This is a genomic window from Streptomyces sp. NPDC015125, from assembly GCF_043080045.1.
Lineage (GTDB): Bacteria > Actinomycetota > Actinomycetes > Streptomycetales > Streptomycetaceae > Streptomyces.
The window spans coordinates 118,663-138,800 of record NZ_JBIBVF010000006.1; the positions used below are offsets into that span (position 1 = coordinate 118,663).

17 protein-coding genes are annotated in these 20,138 nt (G+C 70.3%); 9 read left to right on the forward strand and 8 right to left on the reverse strand.

Going from position 1 to position 20,138, the window contains the following annotated elements; translation table 11 throughout:
* The 4 genes from ACF088_RS16460 (at position 1) to ACF088_RS16475 (ending at position 2,694) form a co-directional block, all read left to right on the forward strand.
* Positions 1–648: a class I SAM-dependent methyltransferase gene (locus ACF088_RS16460; protein WP_392376453.1), complete on the forward strand. Its 648-nt coding sequence runs from the start codon at positions 1–3 to the stop codon at positions 646–648.
* Between the two features lie 42 nt (positions 649–690).
* Positions 691–1,146 carry a hypothetical protein gene (locus ACF088_RS16465; RefSeq protein WP_392376454.1) on the forward strand — a complete coding sequence of 152 codons (456 nt, stop codon included), beginning with the start codon at positions 691–693 and terminating at the stop codon, positions 1,144–1,146.
* Positions 1,147–1,214: 68 nt separating this feature from the next.
* Positions 1,215–1,586 (forward strand): hypothetical protein, encoded by a 372-nt coding sequence (locus ACF088_RS16470; protein WP_392376455.1) that lies wholly within the window; start codon positions 1,215–1,217, stop codon positions 1,584–1,586.
* 802 nt (positions 1,587–2,388) lie between these two features.
* A complete protein-coding gene (locus tag ACF088_RS16475) occupies positions 2,389–2,694 on the forward strand; it encodes a hypothetical protein (protein WP_392376456.1) in 306 nt (101 codons plus the stop codon).
* Between the two features lie 355 nt (positions 2,695–3,049).
* On the opposite strand, the gene ACF088_RS16480 is transcribed toward ACF088_RS16475, so the two are convergent.
* Positions 3,050–3,268, reverse strand: coding sequence for a hypothetical protein (locus ACF088_RS16480; RefSeq protein WP_392376457.1), 219 nt, complete (start codon positions 3,266–3,268; stop codon positions 3,050–3,052).
* Between the two features lie 362 nt (positions 3,269–3,630).
* Between ACF088_RS16480 and ACF088_RS16485 the strand changes: the two genes are divergently transcribed.
* The 4 genes from ACF088_RS16485 (at position 3,631) to ACF088_RS16500 (ending at position 8,646) form a co-directional block, all read left to right on the forward strand.
* Positions 3,631–4,104 (forward strand): MarR family winged helix-turn-helix transcriptional regulator, encoded by a 474-nt coding sequence (locus ACF088_RS16485; RefSeq protein WP_088802206.1) that lies wholly within the window; start codon positions 3,631–3,633, stop codon positions 4,102–4,104.
* A gap of 11 nt (positions 4,105–4,115) precedes the next feature.
* Positions 4,116–6,767 carry an MFS transporter gene (locus ACF088_RS16490; protein ID WP_392376458.1) on the forward strand — a complete coding sequence of 884 codons (2,652 nt, stop codon included), beginning with the start codon at positions 4,116–4,118 and terminating at the stop codon, positions 6,765–6,767.
* Positions 6,768–7,050: 283 nt separating this feature from the next.
* Entirely contained in the window at positions 7,051–7,893 is an 843-nt protein-coding gene (locus tag ACF088_RS16495; protein WP_392376459.1) for a YceI family protein, read from the forward strand.
* A 171-nt stretch (positions 7,894–8,064) separates the two neighbouring features.
* Positions 8,065–8,646: a hypothetical protein gene (locus tag ACF088_RS16500; RefSeq protein ID WP_392376460.1), complete on the forward strand. Its 582-nt coding sequence runs from the start codon at positions 8,065–8,067 to the stop codon at positions 8,644–8,646.
* Between the two features lie 76 nt (positions 8,647–8,722).
* On the opposite strand, the gene ACF088_RS16505 is transcribed toward ACF088_RS16500, so the two are convergent.
* The 6 genes from ACF088_RS16505 to ACF088_RS16530 form a co-directional block, all read right to left on the reverse strand.
* Entirely contained in the window at positions 8,723–9,487 is a 765-nt protein-coding gene (locus ACF088_RS16505; protein WP_392376461.1) for a TetR/AcrR family transcriptional regulator, read from the reverse strand.
* 317 nt (positions 9,488–9,804) lie between these two features.
* Positions 9,805–11,403 (reverse strand): MFS transporter, encoded by a 1,599-nt coding sequence (locus tag ACF088_RS16510; RefSeq protein WP_392376462.1) that lies wholly within the window; start codon positions 11,401–11,403, stop codon positions 9,805–9,807.
* A 246-nt stretch (positions 11,404–11,649) separates the two neighbouring features.
* Complete coding sequence (locus ACF088_RS16515; protein WP_392376463.1) at positions 11,650–14,082, reverse strand: ArnT family glycosyltransferase; 2,433 nt, start codon at positions 14,080–14,082, stop codon at positions 11,650–11,652.
* A 96-nt stretch (positions 14,083–14,178) separates the two neighbouring features.
* Positions 14,179–15,501, reverse strand: coding sequence for a glycosyltransferase (locus ACF088_RS16520; protein ID WP_392376464.1), 1,323 nt, complete (start codon positions 15,499–15,501; stop codon positions 14,179–14,181).
* Between the two features lie 128 nt (positions 15,502–15,629).
* Positions 15,630–17,237: a sensor histidine kinase gene (locus ACF088_RS16525; protein WP_392376633.1), complete on the reverse strand. Its 1,608-nt coding sequence runs from the start codon at positions 17,235–17,237 to the stop codon at positions 15,630–15,632.
* Positions 17,238–17,406: 169 nt separating this feature from the next.
* Positions 17,407–18,108: a response regulator transcription factor gene (locus ACF088_RS16530; RefSeq protein WP_392376634.1), complete on the reverse strand. Its 702-nt coding sequence runs from the start codon at positions 18,106–18,108 to the stop codon at positions 17,407–17,409.
* 334 nt (positions 18,109–18,442) lie between these two features.
* Here ACF088_RS16530 and ACF088_RS16535 point away from each other — a divergent pair, with 334 nt between their 5' ends.
* The gene (locus ACF088_RS16535) at positions 18,443–19,042 is read left to right on the forward strand and encodes an NADPH-dependent FMN reductase (RefSeq protein ID WP_392376465.1); all 600 of its coding nucleotides are present in this window, start codon (positions 18,443–18,445) and stop codon (positions 19,040–19,042) included.
* A 114-nt stretch (positions 19,043–19,156) separates the two neighbouring features.
* Here ACF088_RS16535 and ACF088_RS16540 read toward each other — a convergent pair whose 3' ends face one another.
* On the reverse strand, positions 19,157–20,032 hold the full coding sequence (locus ACF088_RS16540; protein WP_392376466.1) for an amidohydrolase family protein: 876 nt from the start codon (positions 20,030–20,032) through the stop codon (positions 19,157–19,159).
* Positions 20,033–20,138: the final 106 nt, after the last annotated feature.

The following is a 20,138-nucleotide window of genomic DNA, read 5'->3' on the forward strand; positions in this document are numbered from 1 at the left end:
ATGGTCGAACACAATGCGCTCAGCGCCACCCGCGAGGCCTACGATGCCGCTGCCCCCACCTATGCGCAGCTGTTCCGCGACACGCTGCGGGACAGTCCCCTGGACCGTGCGATCTTGGGTGCCTTCGCCGAGGCCGTACGTGCGAGTGGGGACGGTCAGGTCGCGGACCTGGGGTGTGGGCCGGGTCATATCACCGCTCATCTGGACGAACTGGGGCTGGCGGCGTTTGGTGTTGATGCCTCTCCTGCGATGATCAAGTTGGCTCGACAGGCCTATCCGGGCCTGCGGTTCGACGTGGGCTCGATGGCCGCGTTGAACATCGCCGACGGCGTGCTGGGCGGCGTACTCTCCCGCTGGTCCATCATCCACACTCCGCCGCAGGAAGTCCCCGTCATCCTGGCGGAGTTCCACCGTGTGCTGGCACCTGGCGCCCACCTTCTGGTCGGCTTTTCGGCAAGCGAGGGTCCGTCTCACCCCACGCAGGTCTTCGATCACACAGTCGCGCCGGCCTATCGGTGGTCGCCTGATCACCTTGCCGCGATGCTGCGCACGGTCGGGTTGGTCGAGGTGGCCCGGCTGGTCCGCGAGCCTCAGCCCACCGACCGACGGCAGTTCCAGGAGGTTCAACTACTTGCCCGGAAGGCCTAGGGTCACGCGGCTGCCGGGTCAGGAGAAGGGTCCCAGGACGACGTGCCGTGGACGGTGCCGACGGACTGTACGGCACATCCCCTGCAGAAGAAGCTCGACTTGTGGTCAGGGGCCCGGGGCGACGACACATGGGGAAATACCGGCGGCATCGGCATCGACCGGATCGACGCGAGCCTGTACTACTCCAAGACCTGGGCCGGAGCCGAGAACCAGCAGAACTTCATGCTCAAGCACGGTGGGGAGGAAGTCCCACAGTCCCAGGCGCGGCCCGGCGACATCGTCTACTACGAGCAGCAGGGGCCCGACGCCGAAAGCGAGCGGGGCAACACCCACCACGCCGCCGTCGTCACGGCCGTGATGCCGGACGGCGAGGTCAAGTACACCCAGCACCAGGACTCTTACCAGAACGTGAGTCTGCAGGGCCGGCTCCCGGCAACGGAGAAGGCCGAAGGGCAGCAGAGAATCCGCATCGTTCGCCCGCACCCGGCTTGGTACTGACAGTGACGACCGAAGCGAGTCCACCACCCGCGACGCCGGCACCACGTCCTTCGGGACGCTGGCAGCTGATGATCCTCTCCGTGCCGTTGCTCTCGGCGGCGGCAATCGTCGGCTTCTTCGGGTCGGTCTCCCTCTCCAACGGACACTACGCTTTCCAGTCGAGGGCCTGCCGGTACACGCTGCTGCCGTGGACGAACTTCGCCGTCGCTTACGGCGGCCTGGTAGCGGCCGTCCTCGCGGTGACCGTCCGTCTGTTGATGTTCCGGTCCGCACGACGCGCCGGGCAGGACCCCAACCGTGGTTGGCAGAGCATGGTTTCGACGCTCTTCTTCGCCCTCGCTTGCCTCACGGTCCTGCTGACGGCCGGCAGGGTGGTCGTGACCCATCTGCAAGCCGCCGAGGCAGCCGCGGACATCGGAAAGACGATGTGTGAGGGCTGAGGGCCTGACGCTGCCCGCCCCCGGATGGATGCTGATGACGGACACCTCAACCAGCAGCGCCCGGCGCTCCCCCCCCTGCTGGTCCCGCTGTTCGCGCTGCTCGGCCTGGGCGGTCTCGCTGCCTACGGCAAGGCTGACGACGCGCATGTCGCCGCGGAGTGGGCACACTGCGGAGTCCTCCCGCTGACCTGGCAGATCTACCTCAGCGCCTACGGTGCGCCGGCCTGCGGGGTACTCACACTCGCACTGTTCTGGTGGCTCTCCATGCGCGCCCGGCGGCGCGACACATGGGTGAGCGACGGCCGGCCGGGCACGCTCGCGATTGCCGCCCTCGTCGTCGACATCCCCCTGGTGGCACTGCAGCTCTTCGTGGTCTGGTACCTGTATCAGCCGTCGCCCGGTGGGCCCATCAGCTGCGTCTGGTTCAGTCCCTCGGCACGCAGCCCGGGTGCACCTTTTGACTCGTGGTGGTGGCGATGCCGAACTCCTCCGGCCTGGCGACCGCTGAGGGGGGACGGAGCCCCTCTGCCGGACGGCACATCGAACGGAGAGGACACGCCATCGTGTGTCGTGTGCGGGCTGGTTAAGCTGCGAGAGAAGGCAGGACCAGCTGATGGGGGAGATGGCTGTGGAGCCAGTCGAGCCAACCGCATTCTTCGACGCAGCGGAAGCCGAGACGACGAAGGAACAGAGGCACTTACCCGAAGACAGAGACGTCGGGACCACTCGCCCCGGATCCCCTGGGTCTGCGTTTGTCGAGGTCGTCATCACTGCTGTGGGCACAGCAGCCGTACTCCCTTTCATGCAGGCGCTTGCGACCCAAGCCGGGAACAGCGCGTTCGAGGCTGCCCGTCGGCTGGTGACGCGCTGGGTTCGCGATCCCGGATCGAGTACTCCGCTGGTGGTGGACAAGGGGGAGACCCTGAGAGTCGTCGACGAAGGTGACGGACGACTGACATTCGAGGTTCCTTCAGGGCTTCCTGACGAAGCGTTGGAAGCCCTGACCCGTGTCAATCTGGAGGCTCTTGCCGCACCTTCGCGCGATGGTGGGACGGTGCTGATCCGATGGGACCGCGACGGTTGCGAGTGGAGCAGGACCATCATGTAGCCGGCTTGCAGGAGTTCGCAGCGTCAGCGGCCCTGCGTGGGTGACCTGCAGGTGCTGCCGCAGGTTCCGATGGTCAGTGGCTGACAAGAGCCCCTACCGGGTGTGGTGACGATGAGCCCTTCTTCCCGGAGGGCGGCGGAGGCGACCGCCGGGGAGCTCCGGTTCTGTGTCCACAGGCTGTGCGAAGCGTTGCGGGACACGCTGCGGATCGCGGAGAGCAGGGGCGGGCGCGTGACGTAGCCGGCGGGCGGAAAGATCAAGGGCCCGGCATCGTGATGCCGGGCCCCGTACGCGTAAAGGCGGCTGCCGCGCAAAGAAGGCGGCTGTCGCGTGAAGACAGCCGGGAAGAGACTCGTTACGCCAGCGCCAGCCAGGCCGCGCCCGCGACGACCAGGATCGCGACGATCACGCCGACGATGACGCCCACGCGGGGGCCGGCCGACTGCTGCGGAGCCGGTGCGCGGCGGCTGCCGGCCTGCGGGGTGCCGCCCTCGTCCACGAAGGCGCGGAACATCTGCGTGCTGCCCGCCGGGTCGTAGTTGCCGCCGGCCTGGTTCTGCGGGTTGGTCGCCATGGGGAAGGACCCTAGCGAACCGGGGGCGGAGGGGCACCCCTGGGGCGCGTATACGGCGCTCGCGAGGCCGCCTACGGAGCGGGGTCGGGCCGGGTACGGCGCGTGGGCGGGAGCGGGGGCGGGTCGTCTGGGGGTGTCCCGCTACCGACCGGTATCGGCCGTGCCCCCTCGCCCGGCCGCTGACCTGCACCTTTACGCGCCACGTCACGCCGATTGACCAACCCTCGGCGCAGACTTTCCGTTCCCTTTACTTCAACCCTGGACCATTTCGTTTGCCTTCAGCAACCAACTTTGATTATGGTTGCCCCAAGCAACAAAAGATCGTGGATGCATGCGATGTGCGAGGGATGGTGGAGGAGCCCGTGGCCGCCCACAGTCAGTACGAGGAACTGGCCAGGCAACTCAGCGCCATCGGTGCCGTCAAGCGCGAAATGGGGCGGATGCTGCCCCAGGAGTGCCCGCCCGCTTCGGCCGGGGTGCTCACCCTTCTCGACCGCCACGGTGAGATGCGGATGAGCCAGCTCGCCGAGCTGCTCGCCATCGACATGTCGGTGACCAGCCGGCATGTCGCCCATGCCGCCGAGCGCGGCTGGATCGAGCGGAAGCCCGATCCGGCGGACAAGCGGTCGCGACTGCTGCGCCTGACCCCGAGCGGCACGGAGCTCCTGGAGGAGCTCGCCGAGCGCTACACCGCAACGCTCGCCCGGTACCTGGACGACTGGACCGACACCGACGTCGGACACCTCACCGAACTGCTCGCCCGGCTCCGCACGAGCTTCGGCGACTGCCGCCCCCGGGCGCATCACGACTCCACCACCCGTACACCCGCAGGATGAAAAGGAACTACATGGCTACGACCACACCAGCCGGTGTGCGGGGCGGCCACGCCAGGCACGGAGGCGGTCACCACCACGCCTCCGACGGGACCCCCATGACGCACCGTCAGATCATGGAGGCGCTGTCCGGGCTGCTGCTCGGCATGTTCGTCGCCATTCTGTCGTCGACGATCGTCTCCAACGCACTGCCCGAGATCATTCACGACCTCGACGGCGGACAGAGCGCCTACACCTGGGTCGTCACCGCCTCGCTGCTCGCGATGACCGCGACCACCCCGCTGTGGGGCAAGCTCTCCGACCTGTTCAGCAAGAAGCTGCTGGTGCAGTTCGCGCTGATCATCTATGTGGCGGGGTCGGTCGTCGCGGGTCTGTCGCAGAACACCGGGATGCTGATCGCCTGCCGCGTGGTGCAGGGCATAGGCGTGGGCGGTCTGTCCGCCCTGGCCCAGATCGTGATGGCCGCGATGATCTCGCCGCGTGAGCGCGGGCGTTACAGCGGCTACCTCGGCGCCACCTTCGCCGTCGCCACCGTCGGCGGCCCGCTGCTCGGCGGCGTCATCACCGACACCGACTGGCTCGGCTGGCGCTGGTGCTTCTACGTCGGTGTCCCGTTCGCGGTCATCGCGCTGATCGTGCTGCAGAAGACCCTGAAGCTGCCCGTCGTCAAGCGCGAGGGCGTCAAGGTCGACTGGGCGGGCGCCTTCTTCATCAGCGCGGCGGTCTCGCTGCTGCTGGTGTGGGTGACGCTGGCCGGTGACAAGTACGACTGGATGTCGTGGCAGACCGCCGCGATGGTCGGCGGCGCGGTCGTGCTCGGCGCGATCTTCGTCTTCGTCGAGACCAAGGCCAAGGAGCCGATCATCCCGTTGCGGCTGTTCCGCAACAAGACGATCACCCTGGCGTCGGTGGCCTCGCTGTTCGTCGGTGTCGCGATGTTCTCCGGCACCGTCTTCTTCAGCCAGTACTTCCAGCTGGCGCGGGACAAGTCGCCGACGATGTCCGGCGTCATGACGATCCCGATGATCGGCGGACTGTTCATCTCGTCGACGGTCTCGGGGCAGATCATCACCAAGACCGGCCGCTGGAAGGCCTGGCTGGTGGCCGGTGGTGCGCTGGTGACCGCGGGGCTCGGGCTGCTGGGCACCATCCGCTACGACACCGAGTACTGGCACATCGCGATCTTCATGGCCCTGATGGGTCTGGGCATCGGCATGATGATGCAGAACCTGGTGCTCGCCACGCAGAACCAGGTGGCCCCCGAGGACCTCGGCTCCGCCTCGTCCGTCGTGACCTTCTTCCGCTCGCTCGGTGGTGCGGTGGGCGTCTCGGCCCTCGGTGCGGTGCTCGCCAACCGCGTCACCCACTACGTCAAGGACGGACTGGCCGACCTCGGCCCCAAGGCCGCCAAGGCCGCCGCCCACGGCGCCGGCAACAGCGGCGGCGGCATCCCCGACCTGGACTCCCTCCCGGCACCGCTGCGCACCGTCATGGAGAGCGCCTACGGTCACGGTGTCGGCGATGTGTTCCTCTACGCGGCGCCCTGCGCGCTGCTCGCCTTCCTCTTCACCCTGTTCATCAAGGAGGTCGCGTTGAAGACGCGTGGCGGACTGTCCCAGAGCGCGGAGAGCGCCCAGGCCGCGGCCGACCCGTCGGCCGCCCCGGAGATCACTCCGACGGCCGTCCCAGCGGCGGATGCCGTCGTCCCGGACCTCGCCGGCGCCGCCACGGCGCCGGGCGAGGAGCGGGAGCCCGCTCTGGTGGGTGCCCCGTCGGCGGCCCCCGACGACGACCTGCACACGCCCTCCTGGGCGCAGCCGGCCGCGGCCACCGCCTCCGCCGCCCAGCCGCTGGCGGCGTACGCCTCGGCCGGCGGCGGTGACGCCCTCCCGACCGGTACCGCGGTCCACGGCTTCGTCCGCAATGCGGAGGGCCACCCCGTACCGCGCTCCGCGGTGACGCTGATCTCGCTCAGCGGGCGTCAGTTGGGCCGCGCGGTCGCCCAGGCCAACGGCTCGTATGTGCTCGACGCCCCGGGCGCCGGTTCGTACGTGCTGATCGCCGCGGCCGACGGCCACCAGCCGCAGGCGTCCACGGTCGTCGTCGGCGACCAGCCCTACGGCTACGACATCCTGCTCAGCGGCACCAGCGGCCTCGGCGGCCAGGTCCGCAGCGCGGCCACCGGCGCGCCGGTCGACGGTGCGATGGTCGTGGTCACCGACGTCCGCGGAGAGGTGCTGGCCACCGGAATGACCGGCGCCGACGGCTACTTCGCCTTCGACGAGCTGGCGCCCGGGACCTTCACCGTCGCCGTGAACGCCCCGAACCACCGCCCGGCCGCCCTGCCGGTCGAGATCGGCGGCCAGGGCACGACCCGGATCGAGATCGAGCTGCTGTCCGGCGCGCGGGTGCAGGGCATCGTACGGGCGGGCGGTCCGGACGGCTCCCGTCCGCTGCCCGACGCACGGGTCACGCTGGTGGACGCGGCGGGCAATGTCGTGGCCACCTCGACGACCGGGGAGGACGGCGCCTACGCCTTCACCGACCTGGACGCCGGCGACTACACGGTCATCGCGAGCGGCTACCCGCCGGTCGCCACCGGCCTTGCGGTCGGTGCCCGCGGAGTCGACGGCTACGACGTCGAGCTCGCCCACCCCGGGGACTGAAACACCCCGAGGACCGAAGCACCCGGGGGCTGGACCTCCGGGGGACCGAAAATACCCCGGGGCTCAACACCCCGGGCCCGGGGATCCACCTCGGGAGCAATACCCCGGGCCGGGGCGCGCGTTGAGCGGAGACGCGTCCCGGACCGGGCCCCAGGGCTCCGGCGGCGGCGCTGCGCACAGGCAGGGGACGGCCTGCACGCCGCCGTCCGGAGCCCGACACTCCCCCGAACTCTCGGCGTCGCCGGAGCGGGGGAACCCGACCAGGCAGGAAACAGGAGAGGCAATGACTTCGACGGGCGCGGGAGCTGCGGGACTGAGGGCTCAGGTCCGCACACGCGACGGCTGGGCGGTCCAGCACGCCGTACTGACCGTCACCGATATGACGGGCGCGCAGGTGCTGCGCGCGGCGGCGGACGACGAGGGCGCCATCCGCAGCGCACAGCCGCTGCCCGCCGGTCCGTACACGGTCATCGTGACGGCGGTCGGCTATGCACCGGTCGCCTCCAGCGCGATCGTGACGGCGAGCGGCCGGATGGACGTCGGCAGCGTCGTCCTGGCGCGGCAGGGCGGGGCCGAGCTGCCGCCGCCCGGCGCCTGGACCATCGACCCGATGCACTCGACGGTGGCCGCGGTCGCCCAGCACCTGGGGATCTCCAGCGTGCACGGCCGGTTCACCGAGTTCAGCGGCCGGATCGAGATCGCCGAGGATCTTGCCGCTTCGCGGGTCGAGGCGGCCATCAAGGCCACGTCCATCGACACCGGCAACGGGATGCGCGACGGGCATCTGCGCTCCGAAGACTTCCTGAACGTCGAGGAGTTCCCGGAGATCACCTACCGCAGCTCGGGCCTGGCACCGGCCGGCCCGGACCGCTGGACGGTCCACGGCGAGCTGTCGCTGCACGGTGTCCAACGCCCGGTGGACCTCGATCTGAGCTACCTCGGCACCGGCCCCGACCCCTGGGGCGGGGTGCGCGCCGCCTTCCGCGCCACCGCGGAGCTGCGTCGCGAGGACTTCAAGATGAACTACAACCAGGTCGTCGCGGCCGGTATCGCGGCGATCGGCACGACCCTGAAGGTCGAACTGGACATCCAGGCGGTGCAGGGGGAGAGCCTGCCCATGGGGTGAGGTGCTGCGGGGTGGTGGGGTCCCTGGGGGGCGGCTTCACGCCGCTGTGCGCACTGCAGCGGTTGAGTACAGCGGAGCGCCTGGCTGTACCGCCTGCTGCGAGCTGTGCGAGCGGTACGTGCCTTGGGTAAAGCTCCACCCCCCGCCGGGGTCGGCTGACAGGATGCCCAGATGTCGAACACCCAGCCGATTACCTATGTGCGGATAGCCGAAGTCCTCACCGACCTCGGCATGATCACCAAAGAGAAGGCCCGGAGCGTCCTGGACGAGGCCGCCGCATACGCGACCGAGCCGATCAAGCAACGCTACGAAATCGCCAGTGCCCTCGAATTCTTCGACGTTGCTGTTTCCCTCCACACCGAAGACGTCGACTTCGCCGACGAGCACTACGAATGGCTCCTCACCGAGGCCGCAGCCCTCACCGGCGGAAAAGTCACCGTCTCCAACTACCGCTTCGAGAAGGCCAACCCGGACGACGAAGACTGCGGCCTGGGGACGATGCACTTCGAATGCAACGGCAAGCCGCTCTCCTTCGGCATCGAGCAGGAGTCGAACGACTACCTCGACATGGGAGCAGCGCAGCAGGCCATCGAAGCGCTCAGCCCCCATGACGACCCCCGGGACTTCCGCTGCGTCGAGCAGAAGGGCTCAGAACTCGACGACGACATCATGGTCCTGGCCACAACCGAGCAGCGTGCAGGTCTCCTCCGGCACCTGGGCATCACGTTCGAACCTCCTTTGGGCCCATGCTGAGCACGACGCCGCCCCCGGTACGCGACCGGGGGCGAAGCCTCGGCGCGAGCACCCCATGCCCTAAGGGGCGTCTCCCTTAGGGCCGGTCCCGCATCGCCTCGATGCCCGCGATCTGCAGGTCGAGGGCGAAGGCGAAGTCCCGGTCCAGCATGTCCACGGCGCTGCGGCCCCGGCGGATGTGGTCGGCCCGGGTGGAGGGTTCCAGCAACTCGGCGAACTCCGGCCGGTCGGTGAGCACGGCGACGACCTGTTCGAAGTAGTCGTCAAGACTCATGCCCACGGCCCGGCAGCGGGCCTCGTGCGTGGCCCGGATCGTCGAGAAGCCGTAGACGAAGTGGAAGAGGGACGCCAGCGCGCCGGACATCCGGTCATCGGCCAGGCCGCTGCGGCGCATCACCCGCTGGGTGGCGTTGGCGAAGGCCGTCGAATGCGGGCCGATGTTGAGGAACTCGCCCAGCAGCCGGGCTGCCCAGGGTCGGCCCAGCAGCATGTCGCGGTAGCCGATGGCGAGCGTGCGCAGCTGGTCGCGCCAGTCGGCACCGGCGTCCGCCGCGTCGGGCAGGGTCATCTCGCCGACTACCGCGTCAACGGCCAGTTCCAACAGGTCGTCCTTGGTGTCGACGTACCAGTAGACGGACATCGCGGTGACGCCGAGCTCGGCGGCGAGCCTGCGCATCGAGAACTTCGACAGGCCCTCGGCGTCCAGCAGCCGGACCGTCGCCCCGACGATCTTGTCGAGGTCGAGCCCGGCCGGCTGTTCCGCCTTCCGTTTGAGCGGGGGACGTTCGGTCAGCCAGACACTGTTCGGCCGCTTTCCGGTGCGGTCGTCCGTCGCTGCCATGGCGCCCCTCCCTGTCCCGAGCGTCTTCGACGTCGTGGGTGCCGTCGTCGAGGTCGGCGTCGGTGTCGTCATCGGTGTTGTCATCGGTGTTGTCGGTGCTATCGGTGTTGTCGGTGCTATCGGTGTTGTCGTCGGTGCCGTCATTCGGCGACGCCATTCGGTGACGCCATTCGGTGACGGCGTCGGTGGCGGTGCCATCGGTGTCGTCGTCGGTGACGGCGTCGGTGACGGCGTCGGTGACGGCGTCGGTGGCGGCACGTACGGATGTCATACGCGCCGCCGGTACGCGCTGTTCACGCGCACCTACCGAAGCGATGCTATTCCGCCGCGGCGGCGGCCGGTTGCGCACCGGGAGCCGTGGCGATCTGCTCCGAGTCCCCGCCGGTACGCTCCGCCCGGCGCAGCAGGACGGCGGCGAGCAGCCCGCCGAGGAACACCGCGGCCGCGCCGACCAGCTGGCTGGTGCCGATGCCGGCCGCGAAGGCGTCGTGGACGGCGTCCCGTTCGGCGCCCGTACGGGTCCGGGCGAGCGCCGCGGGCAGCGACCCGGCGCCCGCGGCAGCCAGCGGAAGCAGCGCCGTGAAACGGGAGTTGAGCACCGCACCGAGGACGGCGACGCCGAGACCCTGACCGAATTCCATCAGGGTGCCGTTGACGCCGGCCCCCACGCCCGCCTTGGCCGGAGGGATCGCGGACATGATGGCGTTGGCCATCGTCGGCATGGCCAACGCGATACCGACACCCATCACGACCAGGCCGCACAGCATGCCGTCGTAGCCGGCACCGCCGAACAGGGAGATGGCGGCGAGGCCGGCCGCGAGCAGTGACATCCCCGAAACGATCATTCCGGGGGTGCCGAACCGGGGGACCAGACGGGCGCCCAGGCCGGTGAAGTTGACCAGGACGACGGTGACGGCGAGCGGCGCCATCCGCAGTCCGGCATCCAACGGTCCGTAACCGAGCACCAGTTGGAGGTGCTGGGTGAGCAGGAACATCGAGCCGCCCATCCCGAAGGCGACGAGGATGCCGCCCGAGACGGCGCCGATGAACCGGCGGTTGCGGAAGAAGTGCATGTCCAGCATCGGGTGCGGGACGCGCAGCTCCCACAGCGCGAAGACGGCGAGCCCGGCGACTCCGACGGCCGCGGAGATCAGCACCCGGCCGGACAGCCAGCCGTGCATCGGCCCGGAGATGATCGCGAAGACCACCCCGACCATGCCGATCATGGACAGCAGGGCACCCGGCAGGTCCAGGGGGGTCCGCCCGGCCGAGGGCGTACCCGCCGTGGAGAGGGCGCCGCCGCGGCTGCTCGATTCGGGGACGAGGACGACGACGGCCGCCAGCGAGATCACCGCAACGGGGAGATTGACCAGGAACAGCGAGCCCCACCAGAAGTGGTCGAGCAGCGAACCGCCGATCAGCGGTCCTGCAGCGAAGCCGAGGGAGTTGACCGAGCTCCAGATGCCGATGGCCCGGGGGCGCTCCTCGTCGTCGAAGATCTGCATGACAACGGCGAGGGTGGTGGTCACCAGCAAGGCCCCGCCGATGCCCATGCCGGCGCGCGCGGCGATGAGCTGACCGGGTGACTGGGCGAGGGCGGCGCCGAGCGAGGCGGCCCCGAACAGCGCCAGGCCGACGATGAGCATCTTCTTGCGGCCGTAACGGTCCGCGGAATTGCCCGCGGTGAGCAGCAGACCGGACTGGACCAGCGAATAGGCGTTGATCATCCACTGGACGTCGGCGGTGGTCGCGCCCAGCTCCTCGGTGAGGGAGGGGATCGCGACGTTCAGGACGGTGTTGTCGAGGACGACCGTCAGCTGGGCGAGGCAGATGACGGCGAGGATCAGCCAGCGGGCGGCGGGGCGGCCCGGCGGCTCAAGAGAGGCGGTGGTGGCGTTGGAGGCCACGGAGGACATACGGGCTCCCTGTACGGTGCGAGCGGTGACTTACACCGTACAGGGAGCGCTATACGCCGTACATTGATTTTCGGCCGCCCGGGGGAGTGGGCCTGGAGTGGGCCTGGAGTGGGCCGGTCTCGCGGCTACGCTTCCCGGGTCACGCCGCCGGGTCGTGCCACTCGGGTCACGCCCCGGGTTACCCCCTGCGGGGCACGCCCCCGGGTTACCCCCTGCGGGTCACGCCGTCCGGGTCACGCCGTCGGTTCACGCCTTCCGGGTCAGGTCGTAGAAGGTGGCGCTGCCGACGGTGACCTTCTTGAAGGTCTTCTCCACCCAGGACGTGATCTTGGATGAGCCGCCGCGGCCGCCGCGGCCGCCGCGGGCGCCACCGGGCCCGCCCTGTCCACCCTGTCGGCCCTGTCGGCCCTGTCGGCCCTGTCGGCCCTGTCCGCCCGCGATGAAGTAGTGGATCTTCCCCGCCGCTACCTCCTTCTTGAACTGGTCAAGGGTCGGCGAAGGATCACTCCCGTTGAAACCGCCGATCGCCATCACCGGCTTCTCGGTGGCGAGTTGATAGCTCGCGGCGTTCTGCGAGCCGATCGCCGCGGCGACCCAGGTGTAGTCCCCGGCATCCTTCTCCAGCAGCGCCTTGGCCTGAGCGCTCACCTTGCTGCCGTTGAGCAGACCACCCGTGCCGCCCATGCCGCCCGTACCGCGCATCCGCCCGGCGCCCCGCTCACCGAAGCCGCCCGGACCGCCGGGGAAGCCCTGCCACCCGCCTTGCAGACGGCCACCGGCGCCCTGCCCCGGGAACCGGCCCGTACGGGTGCCCTGCTGGCTGCCCTGGTGGTTGCCTCGGGGTCCACCCAGGCCCTGACCCTGCCCCTGGCGCTGGCCCTGACCCTGGCCCTGACCCTGGCCTCCCGGCATGGTTCCGTTGTTGCCCCGCCACATACCGGGCCGCCCGCCACCGGGGAAGCGGCCGCCGGGCCCGCCCCTGCCGCCTCGCACCGTGGGACCCGCGGTGATGATCGACCCGCCCTTGGGCGTGTTGACCGTTTGAAGCGTGTACGCGACCGGACCGGCCAGCGCCGTCGCCACCCCGAGCCCGGCCGCCAGCACCACCAGGCGTCGCCCCGTCCGCCGCGGGGCGCGTCCCGGCTCTCCATCCCGCGCCGATCCTCCATCGCGCGCCGGCTCTCCATCCCGCGCCTGCTCCGCGTCCCGCGCCTGCGCTCCGTCCCGCGCCGACGCTCCCGCCCATACCGGCACCAGCAGCCCCAGCACCGACAGCAGCCCGAGGGCCACCACCGTCCAGCGCAGCCACGGCAGCCAGCCCGGCGACCGGTTCAGCAGCACGAACGACCATCCGGCGGTCACCGCGACCGTCCCGGCCAGCACCAGGGCGGCGCGCCGCCCGCCACGACGCCACCACTGCGTCGCCCCCATCCCGACCAGCGCCGCGATGTACGGGGCCAGCGCGATGTTGTAGTACTGATGGAAAATCCCGGACATAAAGCTGAAGATCGCGAAGGTCATCAGCAGCGCGCCGCCCCACACCAGGAACTCCGCCCGCTGACCGGCCTGTTCGGCATCGGCCGCGCGCCGGGCCCGCCACAGCACCCACACGCTCGCGACCAGCAGGATCAGCGCCGCAGGCAGCAGCCACGAGATCTGCCCGCCCATGTCGGACGAGAACAGCCGGGTGATCCCGGTCTCCCCCCATCCGCCACCCCCGCCGCCGGGACGGCCACCGCCCCCGCCGACACTGCCGGTCTCATTTCCGCTGATCCGCCCGAGGCCGTTGTAGCCGAAGGTCAGCTCCAGGAAGCTGTTGTGCTGCGAGCCACCGATGTACGGGCGCGAGGACGCCGGCCACAGCTCGACGACCGCCACCCACCAGCCGCCGGACACCACGATCACCAGCCCGGCGAGCAGCAACTGCCCCAGCCGCCGGCGCAGCGCAACCGGAGCACAGCAGGCGTAGACGACGGCCAGGGCCGGCAGGATCAGCCACGCCTGCAGCGTCTTGGTGAGAAACCCCAGGCCGAAGCAGACACCGGCCAGCACCAGCCACTTCGTACGGCCGTCCGCCAAGGCCCGTAGCTCGGCGGCGATCGCACAGACCATCAGGAGGCACAGCAGCGCATCGGGGTTGTTGAACCGGAACATCAATGCCGCGACCGGCGTCACGGCCAGCGCCCCGCCGGCGAGCAGCCCCGCCCCCGCCCCGAACCGGCGCCGTACCGCCCCGTAGAGCACCCCGACCGTCGCCACACCCATCAGCGCCTCGGGCACCAGGATCGCCCCCGAACTGAGCCCGAAGAGCCGTACGGACAGCGCCATCGGCCACAGCGCGGCGGGCGGCTTGTCGACGGTGATGGAGTTCGCCGCGTCGGAGGAGCCGAAGAAGAACGCCTTCCAGCTCTCGCTGCCGGCCTGTACGGCGGCCGAGTAGAACTGGTTGGCATAACCGGAGGCGGACAGGCTCCAGAGGTAGAGCACGGCCGTGACCAGCAACAACGCCAACAGCGCGGACCGCGCCCAGCGCGGATCGGCAGCGGGCCCCGCCCCCGCCCGGGGAGTGGTGACCGCCCCCGCCCGGGAAGCGGCGACCGACGCCATAGCTCTCTCCTGTGACGAGCGGGGGGACGGATGCGACGGCTGGGCCGGCGTACCGAGTGGGCACGGGGTCATCGAGCGCTCCTGCTGAAGTCGGGGTGGTCGTACGTAGGGGACGGGGTCATCGAGCGCTCCTGCTGAAGTCGGGGTAGTCGTGCGTAGGGGACGGGGTCAACGAGCGCTCCTGCTGAAGTCGGGGTGGTCGTGCGCGGGGTACGGCTGCGGTGCGCCGGCGTCGTCGCGTCGCTCGCGGTCCGGGAACACCCAGGCGCGGAAGAGCAGGAACCGCAGCACCGTCGCCGCGAGGTTGGCGGCCACCAGCACCGCGAGTTCGGTGCCGTGCGAGGAGCCACCGCCGGCGGCGGCGAGGGCGGCCAGGGAGCCGCTGGTCAGGGCCAGCCCGATGGCGAAGACCACCAGTCCCTGAGCCTGGTGACGCACGGCCCGGTCCCGGCCCCGCACCCCGAAGGTCAGCCGCCGGTTGGCAGCCGTATTGGCCAGCGCTGACAGCAACAGCGCCACGGCATTGGCGGCTTGGGGCCCCACACCGAGCCGGAACACCGAATACAGGCCGAGGTAGAGCAGGGTGCTGAGCCCGCCGACAACGCAGAAGCCGACCAGCTGACGGGCCAGGCCGCCGGGCACCCCGGACAGCTCACGGTCCCGCGGGTCGTCCCCGAACGGCCGGGCGAGCCGGTCCAGCGGCAGCGTACCGGTCGCCAGCGCCCGCCCCACCCGCCATACGCCCTGGAGGTCGTCGGCGGCCGTCCGCACCAGCTGCACGGTGCTGTCGGGGTCGTCGACCCAGTCCACCGGCACCTCGTGGATCCGCAGCCCGGCCCGCTCCGCGAGCACCAGCATCTCGGTGTCGAAGAACCAGCCGGTGTCCTCGATCATCGGCAGCAGCCGCGCGGCGACATCGCCGCGGATGGCCTTGAAGCCGCACTGCGCATCGGAGAAGCGTGCGGCGAGCGAGCCGCGCAGGATGAGGTTGTACATCCGCGAGATGAATTCCCGCTTCGGGCCGCGCACCACCCGCGCACTGCGGCTGAGCCGGGAGCCGATCGCCAGATCCGAGTGCCCGGAGATCAGCGGTGCCACCAGTGGCAGCAGCGCATTGAGGTCCGTGGACAGATCGACGTCCATATAGGCCAGCACCGGCGCCCCGGAGAGGGACCACACGGTGCGCAGCGCCCGCCCGCGCCCCTTCTGCTCCAGCCGTACCGCCGTGACCTCGTCGATCGCGTCGTCGAGCAGGGCGGCGACCTCCGGCGTACGGTCCGTGCTCGCGTTGTCGGCGATGGTGATGCGGAAGCCGTACGGGAAGGTGCGGGCGAGGTGCTGGTGCAGCCGCCGCACGCAGGGTTCGAGATCGCGCTCCTCGTTGTGGACCGGGATCACCACATCGAGGACGGTCGCGATCTGACCGAGCCGCAGATGCTCGCGCGGTGGCAGGGAACCCAGCGGTGTGCGGGGCGGCTGTGTCGTCGTCATGCCGACGACATTCGCCGCCCGCGCTGTCACGGCGGTGTGCTGAGCCTGTGTCCTGGCTGTGAGCGTGACGGTGTCACCGGGACGGCCGGTGGCTACGGGACGGCCGGTGGCTTCAGGACGGCCGGTGGCTACGGGACAACCGGCCCCTTCAGCGCAGTCTTTGGGGCAGCCGGTGCCTTCCGGACGGCCGGTGCCTTCGGGACGGCCGGTGCCTTCGGGGCAGCCGGTGCCTTCGGGCCAGCCGTCATCGTCGGCAGCATCACGGTGAAGACCGTCCGTCCCGGCACGCTGGCGACCCCGACCGTGCCCCCATGCGCGGCAACCACCGCCTGCACGATGGCGAGGCCGAGCCCCGTGCTCCCGGCGGTACGCGAACGCGAGGCGTCACCCCGCGCGAACCGCTCGAAGACGCGCGGGAGGAGCGCGGCCGGAATGCCGGGCCCGTCGTCCTGTACCTCCAGCACCACGACGTCGTGGCGCCCGGCAGGGCCACCGGCGGCGGCGCGACCGGCCGCACCACCAACGGCGGAGGCACCGGCCGTAACACCAGCGGCGGAGGGACCGGCCGTAGGGCCGGCGGTGCGCACCCTGGCCGTCACCGTCGTGCCCTCGGGCGTATGCGTACGAGCATTGGCCAGCAGATTCACCAAGATCTGGTGCAGCCGCCCGCCATCGCCGTACACCAACGCGGGCTCATCGGGCAGCTCCAGCCGCCACCGGTGACCGGGCCCCGCCACCCGCGCATCGCTGACGGCATCCACCACCAACGGCGACAGATCCGTGCTCTCGTACGAGAGCGGGCGCCCGGAATCGAGCCGGGCGAGCAGCAACAGGTCCTCCACCAGCCCCGTCATCCGCTCCGCCTCCGACTCGATCCGTCCCAGGGCGTGCCGGGTCTCCGGCCCCGGCTGCTCCTGCCCGCGCCGGGTCAGCTCGGCATAGCCGCGGATCGACGCGAGCGGCGTACGCAGCTCATGGCTGGCGTCGGCGACGAACTGCCGCACCCGCATCTCGCTCTCCTGGCGGGCCGAGAGCGCCGAGCCGACATGCCCCAGCATCCGGTTCAACGCCGCACCGACCTGGCCCACTTCCGTCCGGCCGTCCGATTCGGAGGCCGGCACCCGGACGTGCAGCGCCACCTCGCCGTGGTGCAGCGGAAGTTCGGACACGTGGGTGGCTGTGGCGGCGACCCGGCGCAACGGCCGCAGGGCGATACCGACCATGGTGGAACCGGCGATACCGGCCGCGATCAGCCCGGCGACCGTCACACACTCCTCGATGACCACCAGTTGGCTGACCGTGTCCTGCACCTTGCCGAGCGGCAGACCGAGCAGCAGCGAGCCGTCCCTGCTGGACTCCACCCGGTAGTCACCGAGCCCGGGCAGCTCCGCGGTGTGCGGCCTGCCGTCCCGCGGCACCGATTTCAGCACATGAGCCTGCACCTCGGACAGCGGCGACAGCCGGTCGTCGTGCAGCCGGTTCGAGCTGCTCAGTCTGGCACTCTCCATGCCGTCGGGCCCGAACCGCGCCCCCACCGTCTCCAGGGGCTGACCGCCCATCGCCACAAACTCCAGCCCTTGGGTACGCCGTGGATCACCCGGCGGCGGGGCCTGGGCATGGATCACGGAACCCCTCAGCTGCCGGTCCAACTGCCTTTGCAGATAGAGGTGCAGCGCAATGGTGGTCACCGTGCCGATGACGGCACCGACGACAGCGATCAGCGCAACCGCCGACACGACGAGACGGGTCCGGAGCGACCAGCGGCGGCGGGGGGTGGAGGTGGGAGTGGGAGTGGGGGTGGGGGTGGCAGTGGGGGTGGCGGTGGGGGTGGCAGTGGGAGTGACAGCGGGCGTGGCCGAGGCGTCTGAGCCGGCCGGCCCGGTGGCCGGGGTTCGCGGCACCGGCCTACCCGCCCGGCTTGATGAGATAGCCCGCGCCCCGCCGGGTGTGGATCATCGGCGTCCGCCCCGCGTCGATCTTCCGCCGCAGATAGGAGATATACAGCTCCACGACGTTGGCCTGGCCGCCGAAGTCATAGCTCCAGACCCGGTCGAGGATCTGGGTCTTGCTCAGCACCCGCCGCGGATTACGCATCAGATAGCGGAGCAACTCGAACTCGGTGGCGGTCAGATGGATCTCCTGGCCGTCCCGCCACACCTCATGACTGTCCTCGTCGAGCACCAGATCGCCCACCGTCAGCCGCGACTCGCTCCGGGCTGCGGCCGCCCCGGCCCGGCGGAGCAGCCCCCGCAGCCTGGCCACCACCTCTTCCAGGCTGAACGGCTTGGTGACATAGTCGTCGCCGCCCGCCGTCAGCCCGGCGATCCGGTCCTCGACCGCGTCCTTGGCGGTCAGGAACAGCACCGGCACATCCGGCAGTTCCCGCCGCAACCGACCGAGCAACGTCAGCCCGTCCATGTCCGGCAGCATCACATCGAGCAGCACCGCATCCGGCCGCCAACTACGTGCGCAGTACAGCGCTCCCGCCCCGTCCCCTTCCGAGCGGATGTCCCAACCCTCGTAACGCAAGGCGAGGGACAGCAGGTCGGCGAGCGAGGACTCATCGTCCACGACCAGCACCCGCAGCGGACTGCCGTCGGGCCGCAACAACGCCGGCTGCTTCGCGGGCGCGCCCCTGGAGGACGAGGCCGTAGCCGGGATACGAAACGACGCTGAGGACGACGAAGTCACGGTCATGCCCGTGAGCCTGACCCGCTCCCGTGAAAGCTCCCTTGCGCCTTTCTGTGAATCTCCTGAGAATCCCCATGCTTCGTCCCTCCGTGGCCTCTCCCCCTCCCCCCGGTCCCCGGCCCTTGACCGACCTGGGCCGCCCCCCGCGCGGTCCAGGTCGATCACCACTTCTTCAGCATCGCACCCGCCACTGACAACCGCTCTGACCAGCACCTTCACGGCCCCACGAAAGCCCCTGTACCGTCACCCCATGAGACTCCTCGCGCTCTCCGGCAGTCTGCGTGCGCGCTCCTCCAACGGCGCGGTGCTGCGCTCCGCTCTCAGCTTCTGGGACGGCCCGACCGCCACCGCGGACATCGGCGCCCTCCCGCACTTCAACCCCGATCTGGACGGTGAGGACGCCACACCCTCGGCACCCGTCGCCGCCCTGCGCGCCGAGGTCGCGATGGCCGACGCCCTGCTCGTCGTCAGCCCCGAGTACGCGCACGGCGTCCCCGGCGCCCTCAAGAACGCCCTCGACTGGCTGGTCAGCAGCGGCGAATGCGTCTCGAAGCCGGTCGCGGTGATCACCGCCTCGCCGTTCCCCACCGGCGGCGATCACGCCAATGCCCAGCTCCGCGAGATCCTGCGCATGATGACCGGCGAGGTCATCGAGGCCGCCTGCCGCGAAATCCCCGCCATCGGCCCGAAGATCGATCCCACTACGGAACGCGTAACGGATGAGGCCACACTCGCCGATCTGCGCGCGGCCCTGTCCCATCTGACGGCAGCAACAGACGCAGTCGCATCCACCGCCACCTCCACAGCCACAGCCACAGCCACCACCCCACACACGTCCGAACGCCCCTGAAGACGCCGAACTACGCCCCGCGTACGGCTCAGAAGACCCTGAACGCGCCGAACCGCGGCCCGTACACGCTCAGAAGACCCCGTTCGCCCCGAGAGCACACAGCACCACCAGGCCTCACCCCCCGAACAGCCCGGCCGCATTCCCGTAACAGACCCCCCGCAGCCACTCCTCACCCAGCTCCAGCCGGTCAAGCGCCTCCAGCGCATGCAGGTACCCATAAGGGATGTTGGGAAAGTCGCTGCCGAACAGCACCCGGTCGCCGAGGTCCGTGAGCCGGCGGCGTTCGGCCCGCGGGAACGGCGCGGTCCGCTCGGAGAAGTCCGTGAAGACCATCGTCGTATCGAGGTGCACGCCCGGATAGCGCTGTGCAAGGTCCAGGAAGTCGACGTACTCCGGCATCCCCATGTGCGCGATGATCAGTCGCAGCCGGGGGTGGCGGGCCAGCAGCCGCCCGATCGGCTCGGGCCCCGTGTGCTTGCCCGGCGCCGGTCCCGACCCGCAGTGGATGACCACCGGCACACCTGCCTCCGCAAGGGCACCCCACACGGAGTCGAGCAGCGCATCGGTCGGGTCGTACCCGCCCACTTGCACATGCGCCTTGAAGACCCGGGCCCCGCCGGCCAGTTCGTCACGCACATACGCTGCGGCGCCGTCCTCCGGAAAGAAGGTCGCGGTCCGCAGACAGTCCGGCGTACGGGAGGCGAAGTCGGCCGCCCAGCCGTTCAGCCACTGCGCCATCCCCGGCTTGTGCGGATAGACCATCGACGTGAACGCCCGCACCCCGAAACCACGCAGCACCGCCAGCCGCTCGTCCTCCTCGAACCGGTACGCAATCGGCCACGCCTGGCCCACCAGCGGCCCGGCCGCGTCGAAGTACGCCCAGACCTTCGCCATCACCCGCTCGGGCATGAAATGCGTATGCACATCGATCAGCCCCGGCAGCCCCAACTCCCGCCAGAATGCGCCGACCTGCTCATCACCCTCCGCCACGCCGGGCCCCTCCCGATACGGTTCCGACCACTACGGTTCCGGCCACTACGCCCGCAACCAGGACGCCCGCCCCGCTGCGAGCCGGCCCCTCCTCCACAAGCCGGCA